We start from the raw sequence: 26,609 nt of genomic DNA, 5'->3' as shown, positions 1-26,609 counted from the left end.
TCATCAAGTCCCATAGTCAGTAGGAACTTTATCTGATTCTACAACTTAAATCTACAATATTAGAATCCTTAATTTCCGCATTGAATAATAAGCTGTTTAATCATATTTTTAAGCAGAATTAGCAGCTTAAAAAGGATGTGATTCCTTAAAGTTAATGTGTTATGTGATCGTTTTTAGAAATACAAAGCTTGCTCCTTATAGTAAATAGCACTAAGCTTAATTAAAATCTGCTCAGAATTCCCCAGTGAATCTTAGTGTCGCCAAACCTTACAGCGTTACCGAATTCGTTTCCGTTCGAAATCTGAAAGCTCATTAAGCCAATCGGTAAAAAGAAATTGAACCCCAATCCCAAACTGTATAATTTAGGCTTTACATTTAAACTTCTATTGTTAAGTGCTCCATATTGCCCAAAAACATCAAAGAAAGCCTGATTGTTGACCAGGTAACGGTATTCTGCAGTTCCGAAATAGTAGAAGTCTGCCAGCAGTGCATTTTCATTAAAACCCCGGAAAGAATTCCATCCGCCAAGCCGCAGTAATTCATTAGCTGCCAGTTCATTTTGTGAGTTTATTAGAGCGGTTTCGCCCTTCAGATTTAAATAATGGCTACCTTTTAGATGAAGATTTCGCTCACCGGAGAAAAAGATATTATTTTGGGTTACGCTGGAGTTTTCTTTTGAATAATGAGTGGAAATATAGTCAGCTTCTGCGCGAATACGGATTTTATATATAAAAAGGTCTACTTCTGAAGGTTCGGTGTAATCATACCAAACACCTACCCCTTTTTTGGCGAAATCCTTTCCTTGTACGTAGAGGGAATCCATTACGGAAGAAGTTTCAAAAGTTCCCCGTAATCCAATTTTTTGGCGGTTACTGAGATGAAGATATACACTTGGCAGAAACTTCACGGTTGCAAAAGTAGAATCCTGACGGTAAATATTCATATTTAAATTCAGGCCGATATTTGACTGAAGCAAATAAGGTATGTCGGTTTTTACATCAAATGTCTGAGCTTTATCCGGATTTCTTTGCCAGAATATGTTTACTGTTTCAAAGCCGTTGAACATATTCCTGAAATTCATATTTAAACTTCCGTTGAGTGAAAATTTCTCGCTCTTATCGTTTCCGAATCCGATAACTCCATCAAAAGAATTCGATTTTCTTTTCTGCATGAACAGGAAAATCTGTGTAGAATCCTTTGTAAAAAGAGTTTGCGGCGGTTTGTCTAACAAAATAAAAGGATGATTTTGCAGGGACTGATTAATCTGAATTAAGTTTTTGTCGTCGTAAACCCTTCCCAGGAAGTCTTTATTTAGATTTTTTATAAAACGTTTCGGAACCTTATCGTAACCTTTAAGCACAAAGCGGTTTATTTTTCGCTGATCACCTTCTACGACTGTAATTTCGATCTGCGGAATGTTGTTTTTCATACCTAGAAATTTAGATTTAACCCGGTTAAAAGCAAAACCTTTATTCCTGTAGTCATTACTTATTTTGTTCTTAAGTGAATCTAAGTTTTTAGTGTAAAATTCTGATTTAAGTCCGGATGTTTGGGCGATATCTTCAGTGATCTTTACAACTGCTTCATTAAAATTTATGCCTTTGTCAAAATAAATCTCAGTTTTGCTGTCTCCATTAATTACTTTTTTAAGCTCTGTGAGATAGTAGCTGTTTTGGGACAGTGAATCCAGGAATTTTACAGCAGCCAAAGAGTCTTTGACTATCGTTTTTTTGTTATCCTGTACATCGATAAGCCAATATTCTTTCTGCTGTGCTTGCACAAAAAAACATAGAAATAAGACGATTATATGGAAAAGTGATTTCAATAAAGAAGTTTAAAAATTGGAACTCAATTTACGTAAGTTTATTATACAGATGAAATATATTTTTTGGAGGTTAACGCGTTTGTTTTTAATCTATATCATATATAATTGTGTTTCTAAAGGCTTTTGGTTTCGGGCTAAAAATTAATTCTTTACCTTTATTGCTTCAATCAATTGTGTAGAAATCCATCTTGTTGTCACCGTGTTTTTATGAAGAAAATAGGTTTGTTTTTCGGAAGTTTCAATCCCATTCATATTGGTCATTTAATTTTGGCGAACTATATTCTCGAAAATTCTGATATGGATGAACTTTGGTTTGTTGTAAGCCCCCAGAATCCTTTTAAAGACAAAAAATCGCTGCTCAAAGATCATAACCGCCTAGATATGGTGCAGTTGGCCATTAAAAATTATCCGAATATGAGAGCGTCAAGTGTGGAGTTCTCGCTGCCTAAACCCAGTTATACGATTGACACGCTGGCTTATCTTCATGAAAAATATCCCGATTATTCCTTTGCACTGATTATGGGTGAAGACAATCTGAACGGACTGACAAAATGGAAGAATTCTGAAAATTTAATAGCAAATCACCAGATTATTGTTTATCCGCGCGCTTTTGAAGGGGAGAAAAAAGATCATGAGTATTTGCAACACGAAAATATCTCGCTAATTAAGGCTCCGGTGATCGAGATTTCAGCTACAGAGATCCGGAGTATGATAAAAGCAGGAAAAAATGTGAGACCAATGCTGCCGCCGGAAGTTTTTGAATATCTCGACGGAAGCGCATTTTATAAATAGAAAGAGACCAATACAGTAAGAAATTATGAACATCATAGAAAATTTTTTCGCTAAATATCCTCAGGATAAAATCGTGAAATGGTTTAAGCAGGTATGTCTTGCGGAAGCAATTTCATGGTTTTTCCTCTTCTCGGCCATGGTATGGATAAGATACGATAGAGAGGGAATTCTGCCTACAATTTATATCATCATTGTAGGAAACATTCACGGACTGTTTTTTACATTTTATCTGCTGCTGCTGCTGCCTGCAAGGAAAATTTTTGAGTGGGATGACGAGGATACCGTTTTTGCACTATTGGCTGCTTTTTTTCCTTTTGCAACCATCTGGGCAGATAAAAAACTTGGCAGATTTGACAGAGAAGGAAATTAAATATTTGAATTTCTGAAAGAAAAGATATCATGTAAAAGTGGAAGTTAACTTCCACTTTTTTTTATGAGGCGTGTAACAAAAGCATGTCTTGTGTTGTCTAATTGATAGGACAGTAAATTTTTTATAAAATTATTTAACTGATAATCAGAACGATAAAAGTTGAATTAAATTTATTTTACTACTTTGTATTGCATATTACTAAAATAAATATATATCTTTGCAATGCAAAACTAAGAATTCAGAAAACTAATAATCAAATTAAGAAAGGAGGAAGAAAAAACTAATAACTGCTTAACTGATAACCAAATCAAAAACGAATAACCATCATCTTCCTTCTTTCTTTTTAAAATTTAACCATGAAAAAACTTATTATTTCACTTTCACTTCTTACAGGAATTATAACCTACAGTCAGGAGACACCAAAAACGGATTCTGCAAAAGTGCAGAATATACAGGAAGTTCTGATGACTAAGAAAGTCTTCAAAAAAGAAAGCGACCGGTTCGTATATGATATTTCAAATGCACCTGTTGCTAAAGGAAATACGACGTTTGATATTCTTAAGCAGACCCCTCTTATTTCCAGCACTGATGAGAGTACCTTAAAAATCGCAGGTAAAAATAATGCTGTAATTTATATTGACGGCAGAAAATCGAATATGGATGCCCAATCTCTGGCTCAATTTTTAAAAAATACTCCAGCTGAAAATATTCAGAAAATAGAAGTTATTACAATGCCTGGAAGTGAATTTCAGGTGGATGCTTCAGACGGAATCATCAATATTGTAATGAAGAAAAAAATGACTAACGGTCTTAACGGAAACATGAGGATGGCGAGTACTGCAAATATTTACAGCGACAACTCAGGCAGTTTTTCAGCAAATTACCGAAAGGATAAGTTGGGAGTCTCAGCCAATCTGTCAGGCGGCGAAAATATCAGAGCCCAGTCCTACATTTTGAAAAACGGAAACAGTAATGCCACTAACGAATCTGTAGGAGACATTGTTGATCCTAACCAAAATCTCGGCGGATATCTGAATATCGATTATCAACTGACCGAAAAATCCAATGTAGCGTTAACCTGGAATACCTGGGCAAACAAGAGTTATAATTCTACGGTAGACCTTTTTAATACCATTAGAACTCTGGAAGGTAATATTTGGAAGACCAATTATACGAGGTCCAAAAATAAAGAAGATGCCCGCTCGTACAACAACAGTCTGAATCTGAATTATGAACTGAAAACCGACAGCCTGGGAAGTAAATTGAATTTGAACGCCGCATACTTAAATTATAAGAGATTCCAGACGACTGAAAATAATACTTTTGTTTCCACAGCAAACGGAACAGATCTGTATAAATCAAAGTATGTGGAACAAAATCTTCCCCAACTGATTGATAATTTTTCCGGGATGGCAGACTACATTCAGAAGTTTAATAAAGATCTCACCATTTCTGTAGGAGGAAATTACAACAAAACCAAAACGGATAATGATACCAAAAGTATAACTTCAGTACTAAATGAAGACGAATCTTTAGCCGTGCTTTACGATGAAAACGGAATTTTATTAGATAATCCGAAAAATGAGCCGAACCATTTTCTTTACGACGAAAATATTTATGGCATTTATCTTACTGTTGAAAAAAAGTTCTCCGACAAATTCTCCGGAAAGGCGGGTACACGTTATGAAATTACCAAAAGTGTGGGAACCTCCGACAATGCACAGGATATAAGCCTTAGACGTATCGAACGTAATTACAGTAATGTATTGCCTTACATAAGTCTGAATTATGCGATCAACGATAACAATAATCTTTCATACGCGTTTTCCAGCAGAATGAGGAGGCCAAGTTTCTGGGAGATTAATCCTGTGAAGAATATTCTTACCGAGAACAATTATGTACAGAACAATCCGTTTGTAAAGGCTTCTTCATCTTACAATCATGAACTTACTTATATGTTCAAGAACTCTTATTTTCTTATTTTAAATCACTCTCTGCAAAAAGATGTCATCACGCAGGTTCCGTTGCAGGGAATTCCGGTTCGTGCCGATGGTAAGGAAGAAACGCGGAATCAACTCCGCTATATCCGCACCAATTTTGGCGATAAGCAGGAAATGTCGGCAATGTTCGGTATTCAGAAGGCTTTCTTCAAGCAGGCGTGGACTACCAATTTTAATATTGGCGTTCAGCACAACAGAAATAAAGGAAGCTTAAGTGTGGACCCTACAACCGGAGATATTTTCCCGATGTATACCAATAACACCAACTCAACAAGTTTTGTGATTCAGATGAACAATAATATCCGTTTGGATCAAAAGAAAACCTGGTTCGCAGGAATAAACTTCTTTTATGTTGACCAGCAGCAGATTGAACTCGGAATGCTGAAAGATCTTGCAAGTCTGGATCTGAGTATAAAAAAGATATGGAATGCCTGGACTTTTACCGTGAACTTAAATGACATCCTGAAAACAAATATTGTTGAAGTTGAAGATTATCAGCAGAACGGTAACTATAATTATGTACAGAACAATATGTACAGACAAAGTGTCGGTGCAAGTATTGTATACAATTTCGGGAACCAAAAGGTTAAAAAAGTAAGAAACATCGAGAATGCATCAGATGAAATAAAGTCCAGAACCAGATAAATTTTTTCTAAACTCAATTATATTTTCACAAAAAATCCTCGGAATTTTTTCCGGGGATTTTTTATTGAACCATTTTGTTACTTACTCTTCGGCAAAAACACTTCCGCCAACATGCATCTTGCGCTTCCCCCGCCATTTGTTTCAATTGTATTTAAATCTGAATGGATGATTTCGCAGTATTTCTCTATAGCTGATATCTGTTCGGCAGCCAGTGATTTATACGCGCTTTCGCTCATTACTAAAAATTTATCACCGTCGTTATTTTGTACCTGAAGCATATTCCCGGCGAACTGCTGCAGCTGATCTTCGGAGATTTCAATGATTTCTTTTCCGGACGATTTTATAACTTCTTGAACTTTTTCACGCTCCAGTTCATCATCAATACATTCCAGGCAAATCACCACAAATTTATCGGCCACACACATCATTACATTCGTATGATAAATCGGCAGTCTTTCGCTGCCGGCATTCTGATAGGAATGAAAAACAACAGGCCTGAAACCGAATTTCGTACAAAACTGTCGGAAAAGTTCTTCATCTAACCTCAGTGAAACAGAACCGTAAGCAATTTTATGGTCATGATCGAAAATCATACTTCCGGTTCCTTCCAGAAATTTTTCCTGATTTTCAAAGTGGGATAAATCATCGATTTCTGAAATTTCAAAACCATTATCTTTAAGGATTTCTAAAATATCAGTACGGCGCTCAACCCTTCTGTTTGGTGCAAACATCGGGTACAGAACAACTTTGCCGTCGCTATGGAAACTTACCCAGTTGTTTGGGAAAATCGAGTCGGGAGAGTGTGGCTCCAAAGTATCTTTTACTGTAATAACATTAACTCCTTTACTCTTTAATTGAGCAACAAAATTGTTGAATTCCTGGAGTGCTTTGGTCTGGGTGTCAGCATCTTTCTGCTCGATCTGAAAGTAATTATTTTCCGCTGTCTGGGAATTGTATCCGAAAGCGACAGGTTCTACCATCAGAACGGTGCTGGCTGTTTGCATAAAATAGGGTTTTTATTAGTATTGATCTGCTATTGAACAAAAATACTTAAATTTATAGATATAAAAAATCCATGTTAGAAATTGCCTGTTTTGAAATCACTTCTGCTGAAACTGCCTTGAAGTCAGTTGCCGACCGGATCGAATTTTGCGCTGATATCGCGCTTGGCGGAACTACTCCCGATTTCTATGAATTCCTTCACCTCAAAAGAACTTTTAATACTCCGGTTTATGTAATGATCAGGCCAAAAGGAGGTTCGTTTTATTATTCCGATGCCGAATTTACAGCAATGAAAAGCAGTATAATTACTTTCAGGGAAGCGGGAGCTCACGGTTTTGTATTTGGAGTTTTAAATGCGCACAGCGAAATTGATGAACAGAAGAATTCTGAACTTCTTACACTTGCCGGCGATGTCCCCTGCACTTTTCACCGTGCTTTTGACCGGACACCGGATCTGGAAAAATCCATTAAGACATTAATAAGGCTCGGTTTTAAAACAGTTTTAACTTCAGGCGGAAAACCCACAGCGATTGAAGGGAAGGAAAACCTTAAAAAACTGATAGAAAAATATGGTGACCGGATTGAAATCCTGATTGGCGGCGGAGTACGTTCAGAAAATATTTCGGAACTTAAAGAGTTTACCGGCGGAACAAGTTTTCATTCGTCCGCAATTTTAAAGTACGAGTCTTTTGCCAGCGATGACGAAATTAAGAAACTTAAAATGCAGAGTTCTTAGCGGGTTGATATTTATTCCCGGGCAAGAGGTAAGGTAGAGCAACGCAGCAGACCTCCCATCTTCGATATTTCGCGGTACGGAATTTCCTCCACCGTTATCCCCCATTCACCTCGAAGATGATTGTTCATTCTGGTAAATGAACTGTCGGAAACTACAATATTTTCGGAAATCGAAAAGATGTTAGGATTCATTTCGAACATTTCCTGCTTCGTAACATGGAAGCAGTTTTCTTCTCCGAAAATGTCAATCAGAAGCCTGTAATCGCTCTCATCCACAAAGCCGTCTTTATAGATGATACATTTATCTTTCCCCACCGGATTGAAAGTGCAGTCCAGATGTAAAATCCCCTGGAACGGATCAGTATCGTTTTTCTTCAGTTCAAGATCTATGATTCTTTTCTTTGGGAAATATTCTTTAAGGATTTCAATCGCATATTCGTTGGTCCTGGCGGTTTTAAAGTTTCTGTAATCTTCAGAGAAGCAGGTTCCGATGAACAGAAAATCATTCCACACAATCACGTCACCACCTTCGATATGAGCGGTGTCGGGCAGATTTATAATTTTCTTCCAGCCTACTCGCGCAAATATTTTACGGTACGCATCCTGCTCATCGTATCTGTCTTGAATGATATTAGAGATAATCATTTTATCCTCAATAACAAAGGCAACATCGCGGGCAAAAACCTGATTGTAATTTTCAATAAGATGCGGGCGGTAAACTTCCACGCCGTGTTTCAAAAGTACTTTTTCGAACTCGGTCATCTCGTGAACGATGTCATTCTCTTTTGGATAAGTCCCGTTTTGGAGTGAGTGATAAGACTTCGCATCGAAGCTTTCTTTTAGAGAATGTGGGGTGCCAATGGAATTTGGCATTCCGAGTACAACAGATTTAAGTTTTGAGGTTTCGTTATGGATATTGAGTTTCATAGTAAAATGTGATGGTCCCAAATTTAAACAAACGAATTGATTTAAGAAAATTTTTGATTCCGGTACATAAATCCTAATTTAAAAGAGTATCTCGCGCAGTGTGACAGAATGTCATTTTCTAACTTCAGCATAAAATTTGTATCAAATATGAAAATATAATTAAAATCTTATAATTGTTGTTAATTTTTAGTTAAAACTGAAACAGACCGCTTTTCGTCAATACTTATTAAGTGCTAAATTTGATGCAATAAACAAATAAGAAAAATATTTAAATAATTTATGAAGATGACAGATACTCTTAAAAAACTTATTCCCTACGCTGTTGTTGGGGTAATCTCCGGAGCTACAACTTTCGGAGCGATCAATTTTTTCAATGTGCAGAATGAGGATTCACAGTTCTCTTATTTCGCACCCAAAAACAGCGATGCAAAGTATGCATCGTTTAATATGACCGGAGTTGGCGATGACTTTGTAAAAGCATCAAAAATGACTGTTCCGGCGGTAGTAAGTATAAAAAATTATTCAAATAGAACCTCTCAACGAAGCGAACAGGATTTGTTTGATCAGTTCTTCGGCAATCCGTTTGGCGGACAGCCAAAACAGCAGCAGGTTCCAAAAGACATGCCTTCTGGAATGGGTTCCGGAGTCATTATTTCACCAGACGGTTATATTATTTCCAATAACCATGTAATAGCGGGGGCTACTAAACTGGAAGTGGTGCTTTCAAACAAAAAATCATACGTTGCAAATCTAGTGGGGACTGATCCGACTACAGATATCGCACTTCTGAAAATAGAAGAAAAAGGCCTGCCGTACCTTAATTTTGCCAATTCTGATAATGTGGAAGTTGGGCAGTGGGTGCTGGCAGTCGGAAATCCGATGGGTCTGAATTCTACGGTAACTGCGGGTATTGTTTCTGCAAAAGGAAGAAGTATTGATCTTTTAAGCCAGCAGTCCAGAACACCAATCGAAAGTTTTATTCAAACTGATGCAGCGATTAATCCCGGAAACTCCGGAGGTGCACTGGTGAACCCGAATGGCGAACTGATTGGTATTAATTCAGCGATTTCATCTAAAACCGGGTATTACGAAGGTTATGGTTTTGCAGTGCCTTCTAATCTTGCGAGAAAGGTAGTGGAAGATATTAAGCAATTCGGTTTGGTTCAAAGAGGATTTTTAGGAGTTGAGACCCTCGATCTTTCTGACCAGAGACAGGTTGCCAATTACAATCAACAGAGAAAAACCAATCTTAAAGCTGGCGAAGGTGTTTATATTATTAATGTTTCTGAAAAAGGAGGTGCCGAAAGTGCGGGTCTGAGATCTGGAGACGTCATTACAAAAGTTGACAACACCGCAGTGTCCAGCTATTACGATCTGTCATTCGCCGTTGGAAGCCGCAGACCGGGAGATAAGGTAGCAGTAACTTACCTTAGAAATGGCAAATCGAACACCGTAAATGTTACGCTGCGTGACCAAAAGGGAGGAACATCTTTCAGAAGTAAAGCAGATTTAACAGTTACTGAAAAAATAGGGTCAGATTTCGAACCTTTAAGCGAACGGTTTAAAACTGATTACGGTTTGAACAGCGGTGTAATTGCCAAGAATGTAGCTGAAGGAAGCGAAATGGCAAAGATCGGTGTTGTAGATAATTATATCGTTATTGAAGTTAATGGAAAGCCGGTAAATTCCCAGAAAGATGTTGAAAAAATTCTTCAGGGATACAGTGGAAACGTACAGGTGAAATATGTTGATGAATACGGAAGAATTACCACAAGAGGCTTTAAAATGCCCTAATTAAATAGTAAAAAAAAGAAACGCAACTTGATTAAGTTGCGTTTTTTTTGTGCTGTAGTTTTTTTAATCTTTTCTTTTTCCGTTCATAAATCACTTCTGTAATTTTACCTCCAATCCATGAAAAAGGGAAGAAAGTCAAAAAGATTAAAATCTTATAAAATGTAGGATGGTAAGGGAAAATAATAATATCGAGCATCGCGATGAAAAGCAAAATAAAGCCGATTAATATCGCGTAGGCTACCTTCGCATACTTCACAATAATTGCTGTAATAACGCCCCCCACAGTTGCAGCGATTCCCGATGAAATCAGGAGTGCAACATAAAAGTAGGGTTTGTTTTTCATCGCTTGCAGAAGCTGTTCCCAATGACCGAACGGAGCATACTCATCATAGGTAATCCATGATGAATTCAGTCTTACACCCAAAGAAATTATGAGCGCTGCAACAGCGAGACCTACTAAAACCGCAATGGTGTTCCGAATGAAATTCATTTAAAACTGATGTGCAATCATTGAAATTTCAATATCAACATTTTTTGGAAGACACGAAACCTGTACAGTTTCTCTTGCCGGATAACTTTCAGCATCCAGGTACGAGGCATAAATATCATTCATTACCGCAAAATCATCCATGTTTTTAAGGAAAATAGTAGCTTTTACCACATTTTTAAAAGTCAAACCTGCTTCTGTTAAGATCGCCTCAAGATTTTTCATCACTTGATGAGTCTCTTTTTCAATGCCTTCTTCAAGTTTACCTGTTTGGGGATTCAGTGGAATCTGCCCGGAAATGTATAAAATTCCGTTGGCAAAATTAGCCTGCGAATAAGGGCCAATTGCGGCTGGAGCTTCAGAAGTAGAAATTATTTTTTTCATAACAATAATATTGGCAAATATAAAACTAATGTTTAAACCTTTAAAATTTAGAAGGGAGCATTTGGTTGGGTAAAACTACGGTCCTTATATTTCAGGGCGTCGCGAAGGATATTCGCCTTGATTCCGATAAAGAAATCGTAGACTTTATACTGTCCATAAGGGATCCAGTTAAAATTGATGGTAAAACTTCGTTGATCGCGGGAAAAACCTAACTGAGTATTCGCAATTTCTTTTGAAATGACGTCGTAATACAGGTTTCCGGTAATATTCCAGAACGGCGTAAGCTTTATACTGCCGTCTAACCCCACGGATGCCATTTTATTACCAAAACGGGTCAGACTTCTGGTATAACTGTACTGAGCATTAATGTTTAAAGTCCAGGGCTGGCTGAACCGCGCATAATTATCATCATCAAAATAATAATCCTCGTTACGGATTTCACCTTTTTTATTGTATTTTTTAGATAGATCTTCTTTATCTTTCTTCTGGAATATTTCGCTGCTCAAAGGGTAAGAAAGCTGAGCATTGAAGCCCTGAACACTAAAGCGCCCAAAGTTTTCGGTCCGGATTCCGGTGTCCTCACCAGGTGCGAAAATAATTTGGTAAGGTTCCAGATTTAATCCGGTATTAATATTAAGTTTTTCGAAAACCGTGGTCTGTCCACTGAAACTGAAGATCGACCATTTATGCGTCGGCGCTGCAAAATTATAATTGGTGTTGAAATTTAAACTTTCAAAGATCTTAATCTTTTTGATGCCGGTAGAATCTTTTTTAGACCGTACTTTCATCTCCAAGTTATTATTCACCGATAAACTCAGCGCCTGAACCAGCCCTGAATTTGGTGAGCCGATGATTCCGCGGTCGAAAATCGAATAAGGAGTCATCTCTCCACGGTCATTAGCGTAATTTTTATAATAGCCAAAACCTGGTGTCGAAAAATCCGGAGAGTAGCTGAAACCAATTTGCGGCGTCAACATGTGACGAATTGCCTGTATTGACGAATTTTTCTTGAAGTTCAGCATTCCGTAAAGTACAGTCTGCAAGCTGGCTCCCGTGGAAAATGAAGAATAGCCGGCAATCTTTTTATTCATAATATCATCAACACGGTTGGTGATTGGGTTGTAACTTCTTGTGAGCGTTTTTGTCGTTAAAGCATTGTCAATATTAGCTGATAGCGAGAAGGTAAAATACTTTGCAATCGTTGTATTGGTGCCAAGTGTAATATTGTTTTTCAGGCCGGTCTGCATTTTATCCCACATTGCCGGGGTGAAAAGTTCGCCTTCGTTGGTCTGTACGTAATTATTAAAATTCAGACCTGTATTTACTGTAATGTTTTCAAGAAGACCCTGCCTTACGCCCGTTTTAGGTTTAAATAAATAAAACTGGTTAATAGCAACATTCAGCACCGGCAGTTTTAAATCTGCCAATCCGGTGGAAAAATTCTGTGAGTAAGATGAAGTTCCGGTAATCGTAACCGGAAGCGTGAGAAACCTTTTAACCACACTTACACTCGAGTTTTGCTGCGCGTTAAGATTGTTCTGATTGAATGCGTAATTATTGTTTACGGTATTGTTATAGAATTTATTACTCACCACATCTACTGACGCTGAAAATGTAAGAAACGGGTTCGCTTTACTGTCCTGCTGATGGCGCCACGCAATCCTGTACGTACGGCTTTTGGAATAATCTGATAAACCTTTGATTCCACGCACAGTGTTCCCCACATCTGCAGAAAAGTTCCCGGAGTAGCGGTAATTTTTCTTGTAATTCATTTCCGGCCGCAGATTCCAGCTTCCTTTAGTATAAATGTCTGCAAGAATTTTCAAATCAAAATGTTCCCCGATAGGTTGATAGTATCCAAGGGAATTCAGGAAAAACCCGACATCCTCTCTTTCTCCAAAACTTGGAATCAGAATTCCTGCGCTTCTTTTATCTGAAAAAGGAAGTATCGCAAAAGGCATGATGAGTGGGGTGGGTACCTGCTCTATGTACATCTGAATCGGTCCCGTAATCACTTGCGATTTGTCTTTCCCTTTAATCAGTTTAATGTTTGGCGCGAGCAGATAATAATCGGCAATCGTGTCTTTTTTCTTGATGAAATATTCGTCGGTTGTATATTTTCCGCGACGCATGAAGAAAACAGAATCGTTGTATTTCTTGGTCTTTTCAGCGATAATTACGCCCTCGCTTTCTTCTGTTCTTGCGTTGAAGGCAATTGCCTGGCGGGTTTTGATATTGTAAGTAAACTCGTCGTATTCGTATTTTTTACCGCCCTGTACCGCAACTGCCGGATTTTTTATTCGTCCCAAAGAATCGAGTTCACCTCTTGCAAAAATCATCGATTTATTCCAGTCGATGGAAATATAATCGGCGTCAATCTGCATATCCTGATATTTTACCTGCGCCTTCTTATTAAGATAGGTCATCTTTTTGGGTATATCATTACGGATGTTGTCGGCTTTTGTTTCTACCACAGCTTCAAGTTGTTCCTGAGCAATAATAATTGTATCTGCCTTACGAATAGTATCATTAACTATCTTATTTTCAGGCAGAATTTGAGCATGCGTATGTGCTAAAAAACTGTTAAAAATTAGGATAATTAGAATTTGTAATATATTTTTGAAGCCGGTTTTGACCAAAGCGATATTTTCTGTAATTTGTGGTCAAAATTAGCATAATTTTTAAAATGTAATGATGATTGACTATAGTTTTTCTTTTAAAAAATATTTTTTCTTCTTTTTCATCCTTTTTTTCTCAATTACAAGTGCTCAGAAAAAATTCACGGTAGTTTTAGATGCCGGACATGGGGGATCTGATCATGGCGCAAACCGCAATTATAGTGAAACGGGGACTTTGCGGGAAAAAGACGTAACTCTTGCCATCGTTTTGAAATTGGGAAGAATGCTGGAAAAAAACAAAGACTTTAAAATTATTTATACCCGCAAAATCGACGAGTTTCCGTCACTTACAGAGAGAACTACTCTGGCAAACAGGAGCAAGGCGGATCTTTTCGTATCGGTACACTGTAATGCGAGCACCAAGACTGCACCGTACGGAACCGAAACATTTGTGCAGGGACCAGATCAGAATAAAACAAACCTGGAGGTGGCAAAAGCAGAAAACGATGTAATTTTTCTTGATGAAAGAGACAGGGAAATGTTTGCTTCCTATGATCCTAAATCACCCGAATCCTTAATTGCGCTGAAAATTCAGCAGAGCAAGTATTTGGAAAGCAGTCTGCTTTTCGGCAGTTTTGTAGAAGGGAATTTCGTAAAAAAGAACAAAAGATATTCGCGTGGTGTTAAGCAACAGAATTTACACGTTTTAAGGCTTAACGCCATGCCGTCTGTATTGATTGAGACTGGCTTCATCAGCAACTACGATGACGCCATGTATCTGGCTTCCGAAAAAGGACAAACAGAGATTGCAGAAAGTATTTATGATGCAATTACCGATTATAAGAAAGCGATTGACAGAAATGCCACTGCAGCACCTAAGGCCGAGCCGGTTCCTGAGGAAAAACCTCTTAAGAACGATTTCAGAATCTTACTGATGTCTTCGCCTTCGAAGTACAATTCTGGTGATCCTGCGCTGAAAGGGCTTAATTATGTTCTTCCAATTAAGGAGAATGGGCTGTATAAATATTACTATGGCACAACCAACATGGCATCGGTGCGGGATAATAATCTGAAAACGGCTAGAGATGCAGGGTTTAAGAATGCAACATCCATCTCATTCATTCCTAACCAAAAGTTGGGAATAGGCTATTATACTTTAGAAATTGCGGTAAGTCCACAAAAGTTGAGTTCTAACTCAGCGGTGCTCAATACGCTTAAAAATGTGAACCGCGTCAAAGAAAACGGAAGTTTTTATTATACCTACGGAAAATTTTCAAGTCTGGAAGAAGCGGTTAAAGAGCAGAAAGACATCGAGTTGAAGGGTGTAAAAAATACAGTTATTCAAAAAGTATTGAAATAACGTGCGCAGTAGTCTTGCAGGATTGAAAGTAAATTTATATTTTTGCAGTCCTCAAAACAAAGGCCTATTCGTCTAGTGGTAAGGACTCAAGATTTTCATTCTTGCAACAGGGGTTCGATTCCCCTATAGGCTACAAAAGATGAAAATTTAAAAAAAAAATTAAAAACTATTTGGTGCGATAAAAATATTTTATATCTTTGCACCCACATTTAGGAAACGATATGGCAAATCATAAATCAGCTCTGAAAAGAATCAGACAAAGCGAAAAGAAAAGATTAAGAAACAGATACTATCACAAGACTGCTAGAACAGCTTTGAAAGGTCTGAGAAATGAAGAAGATAAAAAAGTTGCAGCAGAACAGTTGCCGTTAGTGATCTCTTTGTTGGATAAATTGGTGAAGAAAAACATCATCCACAAAAACAAAGCTGCTAACTTGAAAAGTAAATTAACTAAGCACGTTAATAAATTAGCGTAACCTTATAAAAGACGCACGGCCCGTTCGTCTATCGGTTAGGACCTCAGGTTTTCATCCTGGTAAGAGGGGTTCGACTCCCCTACGGGCTACTTAACTTCCGAAATTAATTTTTCGGAAGTTTTTTTATGTTTATATTTGATAAGTTTTTATTTTATGAAGATACTTATACTTAACGGTCCAAATCTTAACCTTCTCGGAACCCGGGAACCTGAAATTTACGGAGATGTTTCTATGGAAGATTATATGAAAGATCTTCAGACTAAATTTCCCCAGCATGAAATACACTATTCTCAGTCTAATGTAGAGGGCGAAATAATTAATGTGATTCAATATGACGATTTCGATGCTTTGATTGTGAATCCGGGAGCCTTCACCCATTATTCTTACGCAATTGCAGATTGCCTTAAAAATATTTCGAAACCTAAAGTAGAAGTTCACATCAGCAATATTTACAAAAGGGAAGAATTCCGGCAAAAGTCGGTTACTGCATCGCATACGGATGGTGTCCTCAGTGGTTTCGGGCTGAAAGGATATGAGTTGGCTATTATTAGTCTAGGAAGTTAAATCCTAATAATACATCGCATAAAATTAAAGTTTTGAGCGCCTGCATTATTTTATATTTTATAAGAAGGAATGATTCTTGCAAATCCAAAAGCATAAACTATTATGAAAAAAATGCTTCACCTACTAACTTTTGCTGTACTTGCTTCCTGCGCTAAAGAAAAGGAAACTGTAGAAGTGCAGAACGCTACCGAAAATGTGATTAAGTCTGTGGACAGTTCACGAACTTCTACCATGCAAAATGCTGAATACGCGCCAGCATTTAAAATTATTCCTCTAGATATTGCGCCGGAAAAAGGTCGTTCTGTTTTTACGCAGGATGGCAAAACGCTCTTCTATTTTGACCAAAACTCCAATAAAGGTGTGATAAGAATTGACGGAACGGATTACGTACTCGACCGTTTTGACTTCAATGAAAACAATTACTCGCTATATGGCAATGGGGTAGTAATAGAGGCTACTAATGGCGATTTTAAGGAAATGGTAAGCGACTGTCTACACGGTAACTTCCCAGAGGTAAAGGTTTCAGTTAACGGTAAAGTTCTTAATCTTGTCAACATAAGTCTTCAGGACTGTCCCGCGTACTGATTTAAATCTCCTCATTATCCGTCCACTGTGATTCATCGAATGACTGGCTGTCTTCCGCAAGAAGTTCGGCTTCACGCTCCAGAGATTCCTTCACGGTGAAAGTAATTTTATCTTTCAACTGTTCTTTTGCGAGTTTCTTTACCATCGCTTTATCTATCACCATGAATCTTTTTCCCAGTCTTCTCGCTGCATAGGACCGCATACCTGTAGCTTTTAAGATGTCTACTGCCATGTCTACTGCTGTCCCTAAAGTCTCCCTGTAAATATTGTCAACGCCGTTGTTATAGAAATCGTACGCATCGAGCCTGTTCTTTGCACGGACAAATATTTTCAGTTGCGGATAATTTTTCCGGGCATATTCCAGAATAAATTTATTCTTTTCAGGATCGTCCAGACATAAAATCAAAAGATCGGCAGTTTCTGCACCGGCAGACCTGAGAATTCCGGGTTTAGTGGCATCTCCAAAATAGACCTTAAAATGATTTGACTTCAATAAATTAACCCTTTCGGCATCGTTGTCCAGAACCGTTGCCTGTATTCCGTTTACGCGCAGCAGCCGCCCAACAGTACTTCCAAAATGACCGAAGCCTACGATAATTATTTTGCGCTCTTTAATAGGTTGTATCGTCTCAGAATCATGAGTATCTGTAATGAAATGAGGTTCTATCAGTTTTTCATTTATAATGAGTAATACAGGCGTAACACACATTGTAATGGCAGTTATTGCCATAAGTTGTGCGTTGAGTTCGGGATTGAGAAGATATAATTTGGTGGAGTAGTTTACCAGTACAAAAGAAAATTCCCCGATTTGCGAGAGTGCAAAAGCTACGATTAAATTCTGATTCAATTTAAGTTTAAAAAATTTACCCACCCCAAACAGTACTGCGAATTTCACGATGAGTACAATCACCGTGGTAGTGAAAATGAACATTGGATCCTTTAGGATTACAAAAAAGTTTATGGTCGCGCCCACACTGACAAAAAACACTGCCAGAAGAAGACCTTTAAAAGGCTCAATCTGGCTTTCTAATTCGTGCCGGAATTCACTTGTAGCAAGCATCACTCCGGCGAGAAAAGCTCCCAGCGCAGGACTCAGACCTACCGATGCCATCAGTTCTGAAACACCGATTACGAGAAACAGTGATGAGGCGGTAAGCAATTCATTCATTCCGGAACGAGATACATAGCGTAGAAAAGGCACAAAAACATACCGTCCCAGGATTATGAGAATTAAAACTCCTATAATAATTGAAAAAGGTTGAAGCCAGTCGGGCAAGTATTGCAGCAGGATCTCATGCTCATTATCTTCGGGTCTTTTTGCCAAAACCGGTAGAAGTGCCAAAATCGGAATGACCGACATATCCTGAAAAAGCAGGATGGAGAATGATGCTTCGCCGGCATCGGTAAGGAAGATATTTTTTTCTTTTAGAGTCTGCAATACTATCGCGGTGGATGAAAGCGCAAAACAGATTGCGGTTACCAAAGCCTGATCTGTTTGCCATTTCGCAAAATAGAAAATCCCAAAAAGAACAATTATTGTAATAAGCATTTGGCTGAGACCCATTCCGATAATTTTCTTGCGGATTTTCCAGAATTTTTTCGGTTCAAACTCAAGGCCTACAAGAAAAAGCAGCATGATTACACCGAATTCTGTCGCGTGCATAATATCATCAGAGTCTTTTCCTGTAAGTTTCAAACCGAATGGGCCAATAATAATTCCACCTAGAATAAATCCGATAACTGAACTGAGTCCCAACTTTCGAACAAGCGGAACCATAATAATCGCTGCACCCAGAAATATGAGGGCGGTCATTGCCAGTGAATTTTCGCTCATGGTGTACGCAAGGTTTTCCGGATTTCTGTTGTATATTTTGCTAAATCTACCTCTGTTAATTCGTCGGCGTTATGTATCGCCAGTATTTCCTTTACTTGTATGCCGTTTACTTTCAGGGAAAGAATAAGGAATTTCATCAGCTCCGGAACCGTGGTTGTATAAAGTCCGTCTGGAGAATAATTTTCTTCTTTGCCACCTAAGGTTACAATTATGAAAGCATCTTTATTCTGTAACGGATGATTCTGTTCCGCCATCCATTTGATATCGAAAACTTCGTCAATCCAAAGTTTCAGAAGCGGAGGGCAGGTGAACCAAATCAATGGGAAATGAAACACCAACCTTTCATATTCACGGATTCTCTTCCTTTCGCGAAAACTTGCAATATGAAAATCTGGATATTCTTCGTACAAATCTTTGAAATCAACATTGTCAAGATTATCATAGGCTTTTACTAACTCTGCATTGGCATGTGAGTATTCGAAATGAGGATGTGCAAAAATGATCAGCGTCTTTTTCACCAACTAATGTTTTTATAAAATTATGAAAAAATCAAAATCATAACTGTTTATCACTGAAAATTATTCTTATTTTTGAGATATGAAGGTAGTACAAGTCGTTTCAGATCATCACGCTAAAATATTTCTGAATTTCCCTGCAGCACTTTTTGCTGATGACAAAAACTACATCCGCCCGCTCGATAAAGACATTGAGGCGGTCTTTAATCCCAAAAAAAATAAATTTTTCCGCTTTGGTGAATGTGAGAGATTTCTCTTCTACAACGAAAAAAATGAAACCATTGGTAAGATTGCAGTTTTTATTAATAAAAAATACCGACAATCACAGCCAACAGGCGGAATAGGTTTTTTCGACTGTATTAATGATCAGAACGCCGCCGATTTCATATTTAATTTTGCTAAAAACCGCCTTCAGGAAAAAGGTATGGAAGCGATGGACGGACCGATTAATTTCGGAGAGCGCGACCAATTCTGGGGTCTTTTGATCGATGGCTTTTCGGAGCCGCTGTATGCCATGAACTATAATGCCCCTTATTACCAGGAGCTTTTTGAGAATTATGGTTTCAAAATCTACTTCAATCAGTTGTGTTTCGGTAGAAAGATTCATGCATCTGTAAATGAAAATTTTGTCCGTATGCATGATAGAATTTCTAAAAACCCCGCCATTTCCGCTAGAAGAATGAAGGTGAATGAGCTGGAAAAATTTGCTGCGGATTTCACGGAAGTTTATAACAGAGCCTGGGCCAGTCATGGAGAAGGCAAACAACTTACTAAGGTACATACCTTAAAACTTTTTACTACACTTAAGCCTGTAATTAATGAGCATATTTCCTGGTTTATTTACGAAAATGAAAAACCAATTGCAATGTGGATGAATATTCCCGACCTGAATCAATGGTTTAAATTTCTCGACGGAAAATTTGGATTATGGCAAAAACTGAAATTTTTGTGGGTGAAGAAATTCAAAACCAACAAAAAAATGGTAGGATTAGTTTTTGGAATCGTTCCCGAATGGCAACGCAAAGGTATCGACGGATATATGATCTGGGAAGGCACGAAACATTTCCGGAAAACCACGCAGTTTGAAGACTATGAAATGCAGTGGATTGGAGATTTTAATCCGAAAATGATCAGGATTGCCGAGAATCTCGAAACAGAAGTTACCAGAAAATTAGCAACTTACCGATATCTATTTGACAGAAACAAAGAGTTCGAAAGGCATAAAACGCTTTGATTCTAAAAAGCTTAGTTGAACTTCACGTCACGGATATTCAGGTAGTAGGTAATATTGCCTTTCCAGTGATTTTCTTCTGCGGTGAATGCGATATCAAACGATTTCTCCCTGAACTCTTCAGCATATTTTCCAAGTTTAAAGCCTACGCATTCGATATTTCTACCCGATGATTCCTGGCGGATGTAGAATTTAATGTGACTGTTGTCTTTACCCATTGTTTTGACGTAGCCGGCAACTTTTTGGTTTTTCAAGACTAAAACAGGTTTCATATTGTGAGGTCCGAATGGTGCCAGTTTTCTGTGAAAGTTAAAGAAATCCTTGTTGAGGTCATCGATCTGCACAACTGAATCAATTTTTATACTGGGTTCTTTTTGATGTTCCTGAATTTTTTCGGCAACTATTTTTTCGAACTTTTCCCTGAAGAGTTCGAATTTGGCTTTTTCCATTGAAAGTCCGGCAGCTGCAGGATGTCCGCCGAATTTCAGGAAAAACTCAGAGCAGTTTTCGAGTGCATCATGCACGTCAAAATCAGCAACAGATCTTGCTGACGCCACCATTTCGCCGTTATTCCCATCGGTAAAAACCAAAGTGGGCTTGTAATAAGTTTCAATAAGTCTGGAAGCTACGATTCCGATAACGCCTTTGTTCCAGCTTGAACCATAGACTACCGTCGTGAAATTCTGAAGCTGGCCGGTTTCCTCGACCTGTAAAAGGGCCTCGGTTGTGCTGCTCATATCCATTTCGCGGCGCGAATCATTCAATGTAATGATATCGTTCACTATTTGCTGAGCCTGTTTCAGATTGTCTGATACCATCAGTTCAACCGCAGCTTTCCCGTGTGAAATTCTTCCGGCAGCATTTATTTTGGGAGCAATTTCAAAAACAATATTGGAAATTTCAAAAGTGGCCAATTTGTCTTCCGGGATCAGCATTCTTAATCCTAAATTACGGGATTTGCGCAATACTTTCAGTCCCTGTTTTGCCAACACCCGGTTTTCTCCGGTCATAGAAACAATATCTGCTGCGATAGAAATTGCAAGTAAATCTGTAAGTTCAAAAAGTTCTGCCTCGGGAATCTTATAAATGGTATTTAATCCCTGACAAAGTTTAAAGCCAACTCCACATCCTGAAAGTTCCTTGAATGGATATCTGCAGTCATTTCTTTTAGGATCGAGAACAGCTACTGCCTTTGGAATTTCTTCTCCAGGTAAATGATGGTCGCAGATAATAAAATCCACTCCGCGTTCTTTAGCATATTCAATTTTATCGATTGCTTTAATGCCACAATCCAGCGCAATAATTATAGAGAAACCATTTTCTTTTGCGAAATCGATTCCTTCTGTGGAAATTCCGTACCCTTCAGAATTTCTGTCGGGAATGTAAAAATCGAGATATTTTTTATCTACAATCTTGCTGAGGTAAAGGTACATGAGCGCAACAGCGGTGGTTCCGTCAACATCATAATCGCCGTAGACCAAAATTTTTTCGCCATTTTCAATTGCTGTCGCAATACGGTCTACAGCAAGCTGCATGTCTTTCATGAGGAAAGGATTGTGAATATCGTTGAGGTTGGGTTTAAAAAATTCCCTTGCTTTTTGATAGTTATCAATTCCTCTGAGAACGAGAATTTTGGATTCAAACGTGCCAAAACCAAGCGAGGAGCTTATTCCATCAACAATATCTTCATCTGGTTCAGGTTTGTATATCCACTTTTGACTCATAATCTCACAAAAATACAAAAAAAGGATGGAAGAGGAGCGAGGGCTTAAAGCAAAAAAACCGCTCAATATTTTGAACGGTTTTGTTTGTTTTAGAGTGCTTACAGTTTAAGAATACATCTGCTGCTGAAGTTCTTTTACTTTTTTATCTGCTAGATATTCGTCATACGACATTTCACGGTCGATGATACCTTTTGGAGTTAATTCGATGATTCTGTTACAAACTGTCTCAAGCATTTCGTGATCATGAGAAGCCAACAGAACTGTTCCTTTAAAATTGGTTAATGAGTTGTTGAGGGTTGTAATACTCTCCAAATCCAGGTGATTCGTTGGTTCATCTAATAAAAGGACATTTGCCTTCTGTAGCATCATTCGCGAGAACATGCAACGCATTTTTTCACCGCCGGATAGTACGGTACAGGATTTTAAAGCTTCATCACCGGAGAATAGCATTTTTCCCAGGAAACCTCTCATGAATTCCTCATGTCTTTCTTCATCGTTTTTTGTAAACTGTCTTAACCAATCTACTAAATTGATGTCTTCCTGAAAGAAACTGGTGTTATCCAGTGGCATATAAGACTGTGTAGTTGTAATTCCCCAGTTGAATGAGCCTTTGTCAGCAGTAGTGTTGCCACCAAGAATTTGGAAAAATTCGGTAATGGCCAAACTGTTTTTAGACAGGATTGCTACTTTATCACCTTTTTTAAGGTTCAGATCGATATTGGAAAAAAGAAGTTCACCGTCCTTGGTTTTTTCAAGGCCTTTTACCTCCAGGATCTGGTCACCGGCTTCACGCTCTGTATCAAATATAATGGCAGGATATCTTCTCGAAGATGGCTTAATGTCATCGATGTTCAATTTATCGATCATCTTTTTTCTTGCAGTTGCCTGTTTTGCTTTCGCAACGTTAGAAGAGAATCTTGCGATAAAGTCCTGAAGTTCTTTCTTCTTTTCCTCTGCCTTTTTGTTAGCCTGCTGACGCTGTCTTGTAGCCAACTGAGAAGCTTGATACCAGAAAGTGTAATTACCAGTGTAAAGATTTAACTTAGAATAATCTAAATCCGCAATGTTGGTACATACTGTATCTAAAAAGTGACGGTCGTGAGAAACTACAATAACGGTGTTTTCGTAAGTTGAAAGGAAATCCTCCAACCATGAAATCGTTTCGATATCCAGGTCATTGGTAGGTTCATCAAGAATTAAAACATCGGGATTCCCGAATAATGCCTGCGCAAGAAGTACCTTTACTTTATTTTGGTTCTCGAGTTCACCCATCATTTGATAATGCATCTCGTCTTTAATTCCTACATTTGAAAGCATTGTCATCGCATCGGATTCCGAATTCCAACCTCCCATTTCGTCATAAATAACGCCAAGTTCGCCTGCTTTGATGCCGTCCGCATCCGAAAAATCTTCTTTAGCGTAAAGAGCATCCATTTCTTCTTTGATTTCGAAGAGTTTTTTGTTTCCTCTGAGTACGGTTTCTAATACTGTGAAGTTATCGTAAGCAAAGTGATCCTGTTCTAAAACAGACATTCTTTTGCCGGGCTCAAGGGAAACGTTACCAGTGGTTGGGTCCTGCTGGCCAGTAAGTATTTTAAGGAAAGTAGATTTACCGGCTCCATTAGCGCCGATGATTCCGTAGCAGTTTCCTTTGGTAAACATGATGTTCACTTCGTCGAAAAGTACTCTTTTTCCGAATTGTAATGATAAATTAGATACTGTTAACATATAGTTTTGTAAATTTGGCGCAAAAATACGAAAAGAAATCGGGTTTTGCATTCGATTTAAATTTTCAGTTAAACGGAGGTGATTCACCTCTTTAAGATTATGAAAAATTTCGTTAAAAATTCTTAAAATTAACATTTATATCCGGCAAAGGTTTTTGCACTGAAATGAAGATAGAAAAAACAGTTAACATTTTCAATAAGCGGGCCCGATTCGAATATGAAATTTTAGAAGAAATCGAGGCTGGTATGGTGCTTACGGGTACAGAGATAAAATCTTTGCGATCTTCTAAAGCAAGTATTACGGAATCGTTTTGTCAGTTTATTGATGGGGAATTATACATCATCAATATGATGATTGATGAGTATAAATTAGGAACATTTTATAATCATAAAACAAAAAGGGAACGGAAATTGCTCTTGCACAAAAGAGAGCTGCAGAAGTTTGAAAAAAAACTGAAAGATGTTGGCAACACTATAATTCCTCTTAAGTTATATATTAATAACGCAGGGAAAGCCAAGATTCTTATCGCACTTGGGAAGGGTAAAAAACTCTTTGATAAAAGGGAAAGTATCAAAGAAAGAGAAAATAAGAGAAATCTTGATCGTATATTAAAGAAAAGTTAAAAAAACTCTAATATTCTTTGTTTATAACGAAAAATTATATTTATTTTGCATTATCAATTATTTAATCATTTAATTCTATGAAAAATCTAAAATTAGGAATTTCAGCATTGGCACTTACTGTTGCCTCTACTGTTTTCGCTCAGACGACCAGCAACCCGTGGCTTATCGGTGTTGGTGCTCACGGAGTAAATCATGTTGCAGCTGGAGGACAAGTGGGAGACTTTTTCCCACGTGCTTTTGGCGGTGGAGATGGTGGCGAGTTGTATAATATCGACAACTTTACAATTACACCTCCCCTTTCAAAATTAACTGTTGCAAGAAATTTAAACAAGTACTTAGTTCTTGATTGGCAAACTTCTGTAGGGAATGTTGACAATAAGAGAATCGGAATGGGGAAAGAATTCTTCCTTATGACAGGTTTAGGTCTTCAGTTCAAATTTAACGGACTTTGGAATGAAGATTCTTGGTTTGATCCTTATTTAAGAGTAGGTGCAAACTATTTGAGACATGATTATTCAGGTGTAAACTTCCCATTAACTGATGTTAACGGACAAACCTACTTAGGGTTTGCAGATAACACACCTTCAACTCAGAGAAGAAAAGATCACTTTACTGTAGCAACAGGATTAGGGTCTAACTTCTGGTTAACTAAGAATTTCGGTCTTGGTATCCAAGGTGATTATGTATCAACTCCAATTGATAAATCTGATGTCGCTAACTTCTGGCAAGCTTCTGCTTCCCTATTGTTTAGATTCGGTAACACAGACAGAGATAAAGATGGTATCTTAGATAAAGATGATTTATGTCCAGATACTCCAGGTTTACCTGAGTTCCAAGGTTGTCCTGATACTGATGGCGACGGAGTTCCAGATAAAGATGATCAATGTCCAGATGTTGCTGGTCCAGTTGAAAACAACGGATGTCCTTGGCCAGATACTGATGGAGACGGTGTTGTAGATAAAGATGATGCTTGTCCAGATGTTGCTGGTCCTGCTGAAAACAATGGTTGTCCTTGGCCAGATACTGACGGAGACGGAGTATTAGACAAAGATGATGCTTGTCCTACAGTTCCAGGTCTTGCTCAATACAACGGTTGTCCAAAACCTAAATCTGTAACTGCAACAGAAGTAGAAGCTGAATTGAAAAATATTTATTTCGATTTCAACAAAGCTACTATCAAAGCTGAATCAGGCCCAAGATTGGATGCTGCTGCTACAATTATCAAAGCAGATCGTGGTAACTACTTGTTAGAAGGTCAAACTGATAAAAAAGGATCTGAAGCTTATAACCTTAACTTGTCTAGACAGAGAGCTGCATCAGTAGTTGCTGCATTAGACGCTAGAGGTGTTGATCCAAGTGATCTTAAATCAATCGGAGTTGGTGAAGCTAAAGCTGTAGTTCCAGAAACTGCAACAGACGCAGAAAGACAACAAGATAGAAAAGTAGTTGTAAAAGCAATTGAAGATGCTACAGAATGGGCAACTTATCAGAAATCTGATATTCCTGTGAAGAAAGCACCTGTAAAAAAGAAAAAATAATTAATTATTTTTCTAGATAAATGAACGCTCTCAGTAATGGGAGCGTTTTTTTTTGATATAAATTCATTATTTTTGCAATTATTAATTCGTTAAAATTATGGGACGCGCATTCGAATACAGAAAAGCTTCAAAAATGGCCCGATGGGATAAGATGGCCAAAACGTTTTCAAAAATTGGAAAAGATATAGCACTTGCAGTTAAAGCCGGCGGACCTGATCAGGATACTAACCCCGCGCTGCGCCGATGCATTCAGAATGCAAGAGGTGCCAACATGCCAAAAGACAACGTAGAACGTGCGATCAAAAAAGCCAGCGGTGCTGACGCAGAGAACTATGAAGAAATTACCTACGAAGGTTACGGCCAGGGAGGTGTCGCTTTTTTTGTAGAATGTACGACAAACAATCCCACACGAACCGTTGCAAACGTAAGAGCGATCTTTAATAAATTTGATGGAAACCTAGGGAAGAACGGAGAACTGGCATTTATTTTTGACCGAAAAGGAATCTTCTCTATCGATAAATCTTCAATTAAAATGGAGTGGGATGATTTTGAAATGGAAATGATTGATGGCGGAGCCGAAGATGTTGAAAGTGATGATGAAGAGGTAATGATTACAACCGCATTCGAAGACTTCGGAACGCTTTCCCACAAACTTGATGAGTTGGGTATTGAAGTTAAAAGTGCCGAATTACAGCGAATTGCTAATAATACAAAAGAAGTAAGCGAAGACCAGTTCAAGGCAAATATGAAAATGCTCGACCGTTTCGAAGAAGATGACGATGTACAGAATGTTTTCCATAATATGGAAATTACCGATGAATTAATGGAAAGTATTTAATTCACGGTATCCTC

Annotated in this window: 23 protein-coding genes and 2 tRNA genes; 15 read left to right on the top strand and 10 right to left on the bottom strand. The window is 38.1% G+C overall.

The features are described from left to right. Window positions 1-220 precede the first annotated feature (220 nt). Window positions 221-1,825, bottom strand: coding sequence for a BamA/TamA family outer membrane protein (locus KTV93_RS05415; RefSeq protein WP_218250286.1), 1,605 nt, complete (start codon window positions 1,823-1,825; stop codon window positions 221-223). Window positions 1,826-2,032: 207 nt separating this feature from the next. Here KTV93_RS05415 and nadD point away from each other — a divergent pair, with 207 nt between their 5' ends. The 3 genes from nadD (at window position 2,033) to KTV93_RS05400 (ending at window position 5,632) form a co-directional block, all read left to right on the top strand. Then, window positions 2,033-2,617: a nicotinate (nicotinamide) nucleotide adenylyltransferase gene (gene nadD, locus KTV93_RS05410; protein ID WP_218250285.1), complete on the top strand. Its 585-nt coding sequence runs from the start codon at window positions 2,033-2,035 to the stop codon at window positions 2,615-2,617. 25 nt (window positions 2,618-2,642) lie between these two features. After that, the gene (locus KTV93_RS05405) at window positions 2,643-2,987 is read left to right on the top strand and encodes a DUF3817 domain-containing protein (protein WP_218250284.1); all 345 of its coding nucleotides are present in this window, start codon (window positions 2,643-2,645) and stop codon (window positions 2,985-2,987) included. A 356-nt stretch (window positions 2,988-3,343) separates the two neighbouring features. Further along, entirely contained in the window at window positions 3,344-5,632 is a 2,289-nt protein-coding gene (locus KTV93_RS05400) for a TonB-dependent receptor domain-containing protein (RefSeq protein ID WP_218250283.1), read from the top strand. Between the two features lie 77 nt (window positions 5,633-5,709). Here KTV93_RS05400 and ctlX read toward each other — a convergent pair whose 3' ends face one another. Next, a complete protein-coding gene (gene ctlX / locus KTV93_RS05395; RefSeq protein ID WP_218250282.1) occupies window positions 5,710-6,636 on the bottom strand; it encodes a citrulline utilization hydrolase CtlX in 927 nt (308 codons plus the stop codon). Between the two features lie 71 nt (window positions 6,637-6,707). On the opposite strand from ctlX, the gene KTV93_RS05390 reads away from it, so the two are divergent. Beyond that, window positions 6,708-7,370, top strand: coding sequence for a copper homeostasis protein CutC (locus tag KTV93_RS05390; RefSeq protein ID WP_218250281.1), 663 nt, complete (start codon window positions 6,708-6,710; stop codon window positions 7,368-7,370). 11 nt (window positions 7,371-7,381) lie between these two features. Here the strand turns inward: KTV93_RS05390 and KTV93_RS05385 are convergent, their stop codons facing one another. After that, the gene (locus KTV93_RS05385; protein ID WP_218250280.1) at window positions 7,382-8,296 is read right to left on the bottom strand and encodes a dimethylarginine dimethylaminohydrolase family protein; all 915 of its coding nucleotides are present in this window, start codon (window positions 8,294-8,296) and stop codon (window positions 7,382-7,384) included. 285 nt (window positions 8,297-8,581) lie between these two features. Between KTV93_RS05385 and KTV93_RS05380 the strand changes: the two genes are divergently transcribed. Next, window positions 8,582-10,090, top strand: coding sequence for a trypsin-like peptidase domain-containing protein (locus KTV93_RS05380; protein WP_218250279.1), 1,509 nt, complete (start codon window positions 8,582-8,584; stop codon window positions 10,088-10,090). Between the two features lie 31 nt (window positions 10,091-10,121). On the opposite strand, the gene KTV93_RS05375 is transcribed toward KTV93_RS05380, so the two are convergent. The 3 genes from KTV93_RS05375 to KTV93_RS05365 are packed head-to-tail and all read right to left on the bottom strand — an operon-like array spanning window position 10,122 to window position 13,600. Next, window positions 10,122-10,580, bottom strand: a complete 459-nt coding sequence (locus KTV93_RS05375; protein WP_218250278.1) for a hypothetical protein — start codon at window positions 10,578-10,580, stop codon at window positions 10,122-10,124. Next, complete coding sequence (locus tag KTV93_RS05370) at window positions 10,581-10,961, bottom strand: RidA family protein (protein WP_218250277.1); 381 nt, start codon at window positions 10,959-10,961, stop codon at window positions 10,581-10,583. Window positions 10,962-11,008: 47 nt separating this feature from the next. Beyond that, window positions 11,009-13,600 carry a putative LPS assembly protein LptD gene (locus KTV93_RS05365; RefSeq protein ID WP_218250276.1) on the bottom strand — a complete coding sequence of 864 codons (2,592 nt, stop codon included), beginning with the start codon at window positions 13,598-13,600 and terminating at the stop codon, window positions 11,009-11,011. A gap of 55 nt (window positions 13,601-13,655) precedes the next feature. Between KTV93_RS05365 and KTV93_RS05360 the strand changes: the two genes are divergently transcribed. The 6 genes from KTV93_RS05360 to KTV93_RS05335 all read left to right on the top strand — a co-directional run bounded on the left by KTV93_RS05360 (window position 13,656) and on the right by KTV93_RS05335 (window position 16,564). Then, entirely contained in the window at window positions 13,656-14,939 is a 1,284-nt protein-coding gene (locus tag KTV93_RS05360) for an N-acetylmuramoyl-L-alanine amidase family protein (RefSeq protein ID WP_218250499.1), read from the top strand. 61 nt (window positions 14,940-15,000) lie between these two features. Continuing rightward, window positions 15,001-15,072 (top strand) — tRNA-Glu (locus KTV93_RS05355). A gap of 88 nt (window positions 15,073-15,160) precedes the next feature. Then, the gene (gene rpsT, locus KTV93_RS05350; RefSeq protein WP_218250275.1) at window positions 15,161-15,415 is read left to right on the top strand and encodes a 30S ribosomal protein S20; all 255 of its coding nucleotides are present in this window, start codon (window positions 15,161-15,163) and stop codon (window positions 15,413-15,415) included. Between the two features lie 17 nt (window positions 15,416-15,432). Continuing rightward, a tRNA-Glu gene (locus tag KTV93_RS05345) sits at window positions 15,433-15,504 on the top strand. A 64-nt stretch (window positions 15,505-15,568) separates the two neighbouring features. After that, on the top strand, window positions 15,569-15,979 hold the full coding sequence (locus KTV93_RS05340; protein ID WP_218250274.1) for a type II 3-dehydroquinate dehydratase: 411 nt from the start codon (window positions 15,569-15,571) through the stop codon (window positions 15,977-15,979). Between the two features lie 111 nt (window positions 15,980-16,090). Next, window positions 16,091-16,564: a hypothetical protein gene (locus KTV93_RS05335; protein WP_218250273.1), complete on the top strand. Its 474-nt coding sequence runs from the start codon at window positions 16,091-16,093 to the stop codon at window positions 16,562-16,564. 1 nt (window position 16,565) lies between these two features. Here KTV93_RS05335 and KTV93_RS05330 read toward each other — a convergent pair whose 3' ends face one another. Further along, window positions 16,566-18,398 carry a monovalent cation:proton antiporter-2 (CPA2) family protein gene (locus KTV93_RS05330; RefSeq protein ID WP_218250272.1) on the bottom strand — a complete coding sequence of 611 codons (1,833 nt, stop codon included), beginning with the start codon at window positions 18,396-18,398 and terminating at the stop codon, window positions 16,566-16,568. Further along, window positions 18,395-18,916 carry an NAD(P)H-dependent oxidoreductase gene (locus tag KTV93_RS05325; protein WP_218250271.1) on the bottom strand — a complete coding sequence of 174 codons (522 nt, stop codon included), beginning with the start codon at window positions 18,914-18,916 and terminating at the stop codon, window positions 18,395-18,397. Before KTV93_RS05325 ends, KTV93_RS05330 begins: the two co-directional genes overlap by 4 nt. Before the next feature lie 79 nt (window positions 18,917-18,995). On the opposite strand from KTV93_RS05325, the gene KTV93_RS05320 reads away from it, so the two are divergent. Further along, the gene (locus KTV93_RS05320) at window positions 18,996-20,147 is read left to right on the top strand and encodes a hypothetical protein (protein ID WP_218250270.1); all 1,152 of its coding nucleotides are present in this window, start codon (window positions 18,996-18,998) and stop codon (window positions 20,145-20,147) included. An 11-nt stretch (window positions 20,148-20,158) separates the two neighbouring features. Here KTV93_RS05320 and recJ read toward each other — a convergent pair whose 3' ends face one another. Both recJ and KTV93_RS05310 read right to left on the bottom strand, forming a co-directional pair. Beyond that, window positions 20,159-21,868 carry a single-stranded-DNA-specific exonuclease RecJ gene (recJ, locus tag KTV93_RS05315; RefSeq protein WP_218250269.1) on the bottom strand — a complete coding sequence of 570 codons (1,710 nt, stop codon included), beginning with the start codon at window positions 21,866-21,868 and terminating at the stop codon, window positions 20,159-20,161. Between the two features lie 105 nt (window positions 21,869-21,973). After that, on the bottom strand, window positions 21,974-23,596 hold the full coding sequence (locus KTV93_RS05310) for an ABC-F family ATP-binding cassette domain-containing protein (RefSeq protein WP_218250268.1): 1,623 nt from the start codon (window positions 23,594-23,596) through the stop codon (window positions 21,974-21,976). 164 nt (window positions 23,597-23,760) lie between these two features. On the opposite strand from KTV93_RS05310, the gene smpB reads away from it, so the two are divergent. From smpB to KTV93_RS05295, 3 genes are all read left to right on the top strand, one after another. Further along, window positions 23,761-24,219 carry an SsrA-binding protein SmpB gene (smpB, locus tag KTV93_RS05305; RefSeq protein ID WP_218250267.1) on the top strand — a complete coding sequence of 153 codons (459 nt, stop codon included), beginning with the start codon at window positions 23,761-23,763 and terminating at the stop codon, window positions 24,217-24,219. A 77-nt stretch (window positions 24,220-24,296) separates the two neighbouring features. Next, window positions 24,297-25,757, top strand: a complete 1,461-nt coding sequence (locus KTV93_RS05300) for an OmpA family protein (RefSeq protein WP_218250266.1) — start codon at window positions 24,297-24,299, stop codon at window positions 25,755-25,757. A gap of 97 nt (window positions 25,758-25,854) precedes the next feature. After that, window positions 25,855-26,595 (top strand): YebC/PmpR family DNA-binding transcriptional regulator, encoded by a 741-nt coding sequence (locus tag KTV93_RS05295; protein ID WP_218250265.1) that lies wholly within the window; start codon window positions 25,855-25,857, stop codon window positions 26,593-26,595. Window positions 26,596-26,609: the final 14 nt, after the last annotated feature.

This window comes from Kaistella faecalis, assembly GCF_019195395.1.
In the GTDB taxonomy this organism is placed as follows: Bacteria; Bacteroidota; Bacteroidia; order Flavobacteriales; family Weeksellaceae; genus Kaistella; species Kaistella faecalis.
This window is presented reverse-complemented; position numbering and strand designations above follow the sequence as displayed.